General features: G+C 49.2%; 7 protein-coding genes and 3 pseudogenes. 3 read left to right on the forward strand and 7 right to left on the reverse strand.

What is annotated here, in order from left to right:
* Positions 1 to 268, reverse strand: a 268-nt coding sequence (locus ASH01S_RS16965; RefSeq protein ID WP_174520737.1) for a histidine phosphatase family protein, incomplete at its 3' end; no start/stop codon positions are given.
* Positions 269 to 444: 176 nt separating this feature from the next.
* Between ASH01S_RS16965 and ASH01S_RS19790 the strand changes: the two are divergent.
* Positions 445 to 914: pseudogene (locus tag ASH01S_RS19790) on the forward strand (NUDIX domain-containing protein).
* Positions 915 to 1,055: 141 nt separating this feature from the next.
* On the opposite strand, the gene ASH01S_RS16975 reads toward ASH01S_RS19790, so the two are convergent.
* The 4 genes and pseudogenes from ASH01S_RS16975 to ASH01S_RS16990 form a co-directional block, all read right to left on the reverse strand.
* Positions 1,056 to 1,532: a YbaK/EbsC family protein gene (locus ASH01S_RS16975; RefSeq protein WP_067929627.1), complete on the reverse strand. Its 477-nt coding sequence runs from the start codon at positions 1,530 to 1,532 to the stop codon at positions 1,056 to 1,058.
* Between the two features lie 547 nt (positions 1,533 to 2,079).
* Positions 2,080 to 3,018 (reverse strand): annotated as a pseudogene (locus tag ASH01S_RS16980) (transposase).
* 108 nt (positions 3,019 to 3,126) lie between these two features.
* A complete protein-coding gene (locus ASH01S_RS19795; protein ID WP_157067220.1) occupies positions 3,127 to 3,258 on the reverse strand; it encodes a DUF2461 family protein in 132 nt (43 codons plus the stop codon).
* Positions 3,259 to 3,774: 516 nt separating this feature from the next.
* A complete protein-coding gene (locus tag ASH01S_RS16990; RefSeq protein ID WP_067929630.1) occupies positions 3,775 to 4,263 on the reverse strand; it encodes a MarR family transcriptional regulator in 489 nt (162 codons plus the stop codon).
* 134 nt (positions 4,264 to 4,397) lie between these two features.
* Between ASH01S_RS16990 and ASH01S_RS16995 the strand changes: the two genes are divergently transcribed.
* Positions 4,398 to 4,700: a nitroreductase family protein gene (locus tag ASH01S_RS16995; protein WP_067929631.1), complete on the forward strand. Its 303-nt coding sequence runs from the start codon at positions 4,398 to 4,400 to the stop codon at positions 4,698 to 4,700.
* A 20-nt stretch (positions 4,701 to 4,720) separates the two neighbouring features.
* On the forward strand, positions 4,721 to 5,137 hold the full coding sequence (locus tag ASH01S_RS18165) for a nitroreductase family protein (protein WP_083517312.1): 417 nt from the start codon (positions 4,721 to 4,723) through the stop codon (positions 5,135 to 5,137).
* A 14-nt stretch (positions 5,138 to 5,151) separates the two neighbouring features.
* Here ASH01S_RS18165 and ASH01S_RS19880 read toward each other — a convergent pair.
* Positions 5,152 to 5,848, reverse strand: a pseudogene (locus tag ASH01S_RS19880) (IS1634 family transposase); the annotation flags it as partial.
* 24 nt (positions 5,849 to 5,872) lie between these two features.
* Positions 5,873 to 6,282: MFS transporter (locus ASH01S_RS19090; protein ID WP_217996356.1), on the reverse strand; the 410-nt coding region annotated here is incomplete at its 5' end.

Raw genomic sequence — 6,282 nt, forward strand, 5'->3', positions numbered from 1 at the left:
GACATAGCCAGTTGTCCAAGTGACCTGTACTGAGTACTCTCTCTGACAGACGGGCATCAATCTGCATACCTACATTCAGCCGTTTCACCAGAGGCTCGATACTAAGCCGAGCGCGCACGTACGGACTCGAAACAATCCATTCGATCTTGCTATCCAATAGAAATTCTGCGAGACGCTCAGCCTGTCCCTCCCCTTCTCGCGTCAGCGGTGCATCCTGCCCTTGACCTACAGCTGAACAATGACGTATGATGTAGAGCTTCTTGGTCACCCGTATCCCCCGTTTCCACATGCGTCCTCTGCAAGATCAAGAATGGATGCGCTATGGTCTCTGTAGCTGTGACAATTTTCCCCTTCTCCAGTACTTGTCTCAACCCTTTGTGATGGGTCCGTGCATAGAAGACACGCAGCATAGTAAACTTACGAGACGAGGTGAGTCGAGTACCGATGTCAGATTATTACAAGAACCTACGGAGACAAATTGGCAATCAGCTTATTTTTTGCCCGAACGTGGTGGCAATCATTCGAAATAAAAGAAACCAAATCCTCTTTGTGCAAGAAGCAGGGAACACGATGTGGGGTCTTCCTGCTGGTGCCATAGAACTTGGTGAAACGCCTGCTCAAGCCATTGTTCGCGAGGCATGGGAAGAAACAGGATTACAAGTTGTTCCCACACACCTGGTGTATTTGGTGGCAAGAAATTTCGGTGGATTTACCCAGACGGAAATCAAGTTGAGTACCTAAACTCTGTGTTCGAATGCACAGTGAAAGGCGGAACGCTTCAGGCTATTGATGGTGAAATAGGAAACTTCAGGTTCTATGACCCCTCTTCCATGCCACCCCTTCAGTTCCCTTACCCGAAAGAGCTGTTCTATGTGAATCCGAATCCGACGACCTTCTTTCCACTGAGTGAGTAGATGCATACACACCTGGTGTTGACCACGGATAATGGGCGAAAACCATCAAAACAGCACACGGTCTTGATGGGTGGCCACGCTCAGTTCGGTGTTCACTGACGCAAAGGGCACTGTACATGGCCTCCGCAGCTCCATCCGATCCTATTTCACGGATAGTACGTGCCCATTGGTCATTTCCACGAGAGCCTGCGGAGTCAATTGAAAAACAGCCTTGGGATGGCCAGCCGCCGCCCAAATCACGTCATACTGGAACAGGTCTTCGTCAATTAGGGTTTTCAGCCGAGCCGGGTGGCCAATGGGCGGTACACCTCCAATAACGAAACCTGTGTGCTCTCGTACGAAATTAGCGTCGGGCTTCTCCAACGGCTCTTGAAGCCATTCGGCGACGCGGCTCTCGTTGACACGATTCACACCGCTGGCTATCACCAGCAGCGGAGCCCCCGAGTTCTGACAACGAAATACAAGAGATTTGGCGATCTGCACCACTTTGCAGCCTATTGCTTCTGCAGCCTCCGCTGCCGTTCGCGTGCTATCAGGAAGTTCCACTACGGTGTATGGAAATCCCAGTGCTCTGATAGCGTCCTGAACTCGTTGGGCACTTGGCTTCAAAGAATTCATCGACGTCACCCCTTCGTACTGCTCGATGCCTGCCCACCGCGACGATAACACCCTGCTGCTCACGAAAGTACGTGTCCCAGTCTCAGAGCCTCAGATTCATCCATCGCTTACTTCTGCAACTTGAGTAGGTCACGCAGTTTGCGTACTACCTCGATGACATCATCTTCCTTGCAGGATGAAGCCTCTCAAAAACTTTATCCCCTTTGTCGGACTGTCGCTGTATCGGGGAACAAAGTGTGCATGGAAGTAATGTAGCCGCCAGGCGGTTGAGCAGCTACACCCGCGTGCTTGCCGCAAATGAAGCACGACATCCCCACGCCCTCCCCATCTATGGATGCTGTAAATTGTACCATGGAATTTGTGTATTCGAGCACAATTCAAACGGACCATCGGCACGTGAGAGTGGAAGGCCCGACATGCCGCTCGAGCCAGTCGATCAACGGCTGCGTCTCCCTCCATGCGGATTTCACCTGACGGACGGCTTTTTCCGTGAACATCCAATCTTCTACAAGCATCTGTATTCGGTACATAGGGTCTGCTGAACGGGTCACGAGTTCACCAGGGCTGTTGAAGTTAGGGATCGTTGGAGCCACGCAAGGACAAGGGACAAAAGGAGGCGGAGTCTCCGCTCCAGGTTCATCACGAGCAGCTGCAGCGCGATGACCGTCTCGCTCGTTGCCCGCAGGCGCGCCCGAATCAAACCCAGACCATACAGACGCTTGCCTTCGCCGAACTTCCCTTCGATTGCGTTTCGTTCCACTGCGTCCTGTCTCTCTATCCGTATCCGTGCCTGTTCTTCCCGCGCTGTCTTCGAGGGCCGACCCAACGGAGGTCCACTCAGGCGAATGCCACGCTCACGTGCTGCATGTAGAACGTCAATCATCTTCTCCAGTTTCTCACGGGCCTCGTTCAGGAGCGACAAGTCGGTCGGGTAGGAGATGTCCGCTGGCGCGCAGGTGGCATCCAGCAGCAGCTTGCCTTGGTTCGCGGTTGTCTGCGCCTTTGTCCTGGACTTGGAGTCGGTACGCACACCTAGCTGCCCCGAATCACCACCATCCTCATCATCCAAATCATCACGGTCGTCCTGCTCTATCACCATCCATTCATTCACCTGCCTCAACACGTCTGGACCCAGCTGCTTCCGAAAATGCGTCATCAACGACGGATGAAACGGTAGCTCTTCCTGGAAACTCGGCAGCCCGATGAAGTATTGCAGATACGGATTCTCCGTGCTCTGGCGCACCGTTTCGCGGTCGCTCAGACTCAAACGTTCCTAGATAATGAGTGCACCCAGTGCTATACGGACAGAGTACGCCTGTTGTCCCTTTGTCCAGGACTTCAAGCGCTCTCCGTAGTGCTCTTCAACTATCCACCAAGGAATCATCTCAGCGAGTTTTACCCAGCGGTTTTCCTTGTTCAATTTCCCGCCAAACGGCAGGAAGAAGTCATCGGGAAGCAGCATCTGTCGTTCGGTCGAGCGATACATGGGAACCCCTCAGGTGAAAGGATTTTGACGGATTCCAGCGAAAATCCGTGCATGAGATTTCGTCACAAACGGCCAGTAATCCTTGCTACGAGTGGACTTATCAACCGTTCAGCAGACCCTACATACGGTCTTATAGCGGAGCCACTCGATTCTGGGGTGATTGGCGGGATATCCTTTCGGAGTCGTCTTGATCTTGTCTCCAACCAGTTCAAAATGGTTTCTGCGAAGGTCGGCCGCGATTTTTCAAATGCTTGGCCCAATTCCCCACGGTCTACGGCCGCCCGAAAACGCTCGACTTGATCCACAGGATGGTCGAACTTCCAACCGCCCGCCGCCGTCATCCCTTCAGGCGACACTTCCACATAATAGCACATGTCGTTCCCCATAGATGATGGTGCCAAGATAAGTTTTATACGGAGATGGATCCCCTCCTACCGTTGTGCATGCTGAAAGTAGCTATAATGGGGGGCAACGTCGATTGTGTGAGGAAAAGAGTTTTGTGGCATCCAGTGGACGCCTACCCGTTCACCTGATGGTCGGAAACTTCCGGCATGATGGGCCGGAGTGTGTGGAGGAGTACCACGGCTGAGCAGAAAGGAGCCACCTCATCCGACACTCCTAGAACACGAACTTTATGTCGGAGTCCCTACTGAGTCGCCAGAGCTGCGTCGGTTCACTCCGGACTCATCCATGATCCTTGAGTACATTTGTCTGGGTACTGCCTCCGACGGGGGGCTTAGATTTCCCTTTTCAGAACTAGTGTAGTCGGGCCAAGTTTTCTAGAAAATCAGCAACCAGCTCAAGAGAAGACAAGTCATAGCTCTTGAGTAATTCAAGACTCTTTTTGTCGAGTTCCAAATGATATTGTCGGTGCAAATCGGATAACTCAGCACCCAAAGGCGTAACAAAAAAATAAATCTCTCTAAGGTTTGTCGGTCGCTGTTCTTTTCGGATCAAACCATAATCCAAAAGTTTTCGAATAACTTTAGATATCGCTCCTTTCGTCACATCCAATTCTCGAGCTATATCTGTACCCTTAATTCCTTCGTTTTGACTAATGATCTCCAATGTATGAAGGCTTAATACGGATAATTTAGGGATCAGTCGTCTGAGATCATCATTAGAGACATGCTCGTTTAACCATTTTTTGTCTGAATCATCGTCCAACTCTCTGTGGACAATAGAGAACAAAGACTTTTTCATTCTATCTTGGAGTTTCTTTAAATCGTTCTCCGCATCAGCCATCAAGGTCTCTCCCTTTCTTTATATAAACTATAACATAAGTTTACGCGGAAACCATTTGACGCACGAAAATTTGTCTGCTAATATTGTTTCCACGGAAACTGTTTCTGAGGAAACAACAGGCGGAGGGATCTTCAGTGAACGATGTCATTCGGACAATCAATAACCATAGATCGATAAGAAAATTCAAAAATAAACCGCTAACCCAAGAGCAAATTGATATCATTGTTCGCGCTGCCCGAATGGCTCCGACATCTGGTCATCTACAGTCATTTACTATTATTGGTGTTACAAATTCCACCATAAAGAAGGAATTAGCTAACCGAGCAAAAAGCACCGAAGTATATGAATGTGGATATTTATTTATCTTCTGCGTCGATTTCTATCGGATCATGTTGACCGCAAATGATAAGCAAAAAGAAAAAATGAAAAAAATATAAGTTTCATTTACTCCTATCAAATGGGAATTACGAGTACGGCCATTGCTGTACAAAATGCTAATTTAGCAGCTGAGTCTATTGGCCTAGGGACTGTGATCCTAGGAGGAGTTGGTGCGGTACCAGAGCTGGATGAGTGGTTGGATTTACCAAAAAATGTCATTCCATTAGTTGGATTAGCTGTTGGTGTTCCAGATGAAATGCCGGAACAAAAACCACGTTTGCCTCAGCCCGCCATGTTCTTTGAGAACAAATATAATTGCGCTCTGAAAGAAATCATCGCACAATATGATAAAGATATGGAAGAGTATTATGCACATCGTACGAGTAATCAACGGATAGCAAATTGGTCGCAGAGAAATATTGATATGTTAACTCAAGATATACCGTTTGAGTTTTATAGTGAATACATCAAGCGCAAAGGATTTGTTTTGAAGTAGAATGTGATTCCTGCTGCTGCCTGTGCGTCCTGTTGACAACTGTAGACGTTCTTGCCAAGGCTCTTGGCCGTCTTTTGCAATTCCGTCTGTTCTCGTTCCAGGACACACTCCAGTTTGTGTTCCTGACGGACATCCAGGCTCGACGAAGGAACCACCACAAATCGGGTAGGTCCAACCATAGAGCGTCCTGCGGAAGGACTGGATCTTGTAGCTCGTACCATCTCTCGGCAAGACGACCGATTTCCTGCCACTTCTCTTCCTTCTCCCACGCGGCCTGCTTGGGCTGTTCGGACAGCTTATACGTCCCTGGCAATCGGGAGATGAAGTGGCGTTTTCCTTTGCCAGCAGTTCCAGGTTGTCTTGGGTTACCAGCGTCGCATCAGCGGTATACACGCCCTTCTCACGCATCGGTTCGTTGATTTGCGCCAGAAGGCTCTGGATGTTCTCGAGGTTCCAAGTATGATCGAGTTTCCGGGATTGACGTTCGCGCAAATTCCCAGGCCTCGCACGGTGCAAAGGCCAAACACAATTTGCTTGAGATCCGGCCGGCGATTTTTTGAGAAACCTCGGTCGATACGAAACTCGTTCTGGTCTGGATACTCCCTCGCCACGGAAAGCGATGTCGTGTCGACAGGAATGGCAAACAGTTCATCCGAACGGTCTATGACTTTGCAACGTATGCATCGCGATACTGGGGTATAGTTTCTCCAGTTCCAATACTCCACAAAATAACCGTCAACGGTCGGCCCTAAGGAAGATTCTACTAGAAAAGGAATTTCCATTAACCCCATGCCTAAGACCTAAGGGTAGTTCTTTTTTGGTAAATGTCTTTTCAACGATGGACATTGAAAGTGGCATAATCATGCCGCCTCCGATGGCCTGCAGGATGCGACAGAAAATGAGGGACTCGATGTTCCATGCCACAGCGCACAACGTGGATCCTCCGGTAAAGACAACCAAACTGAGTATGTAAATGCATTTTGTTCCTCGAGTATCTGCCAAATAAGCCGTAATCACGTATTGAGAAAGATGAATAGTGGCTCCAAATTCAGTCATAATGTCTGGAATCGCGACATTGACAATCGTCATATCCATCAAGTCCATGGATAAATCCCAGGACGACAAGCGATCAAAATAATCTATTT

Origin of the sequence: Alicyclobacillus shizuokensis NBRC 103103, from assembly GCF_001552255.1 — a bacterium.
GTDB classification, from domain to species: Bacteria; Bacillota; Bacilli; order Alicyclobacillales; family Alicyclobacillaceae; genus Alicyclobacillus_G; species Alicyclobacillus_G shizuokensis.

Bases quoted from the DNA above. Each gene is read 5' to 3' on its own strand.
- ASH01S_RS16975 (WP_067929627.1), bottom strand. From the start codon at position 1,532: ATGAATTCTTTGAAGCCAAGTGCCCAACGAGTTCAGGACGCTATCAGA.
- ASH01S_RS16990 (WP_067929630.1), bottom strand. From the start codon at position 4,263: ATGGCTGATGCGGAGAACGATTTAAAGAAACTCCAAGATAGAATGAAA.
- ASH01S_RS18165 (WP_083517312.1), top strand. From the start codon at position 4,721: ATGGGAATTACGAGTACGGCCATTGCTGTACAAAATGCTAATTTAGCA.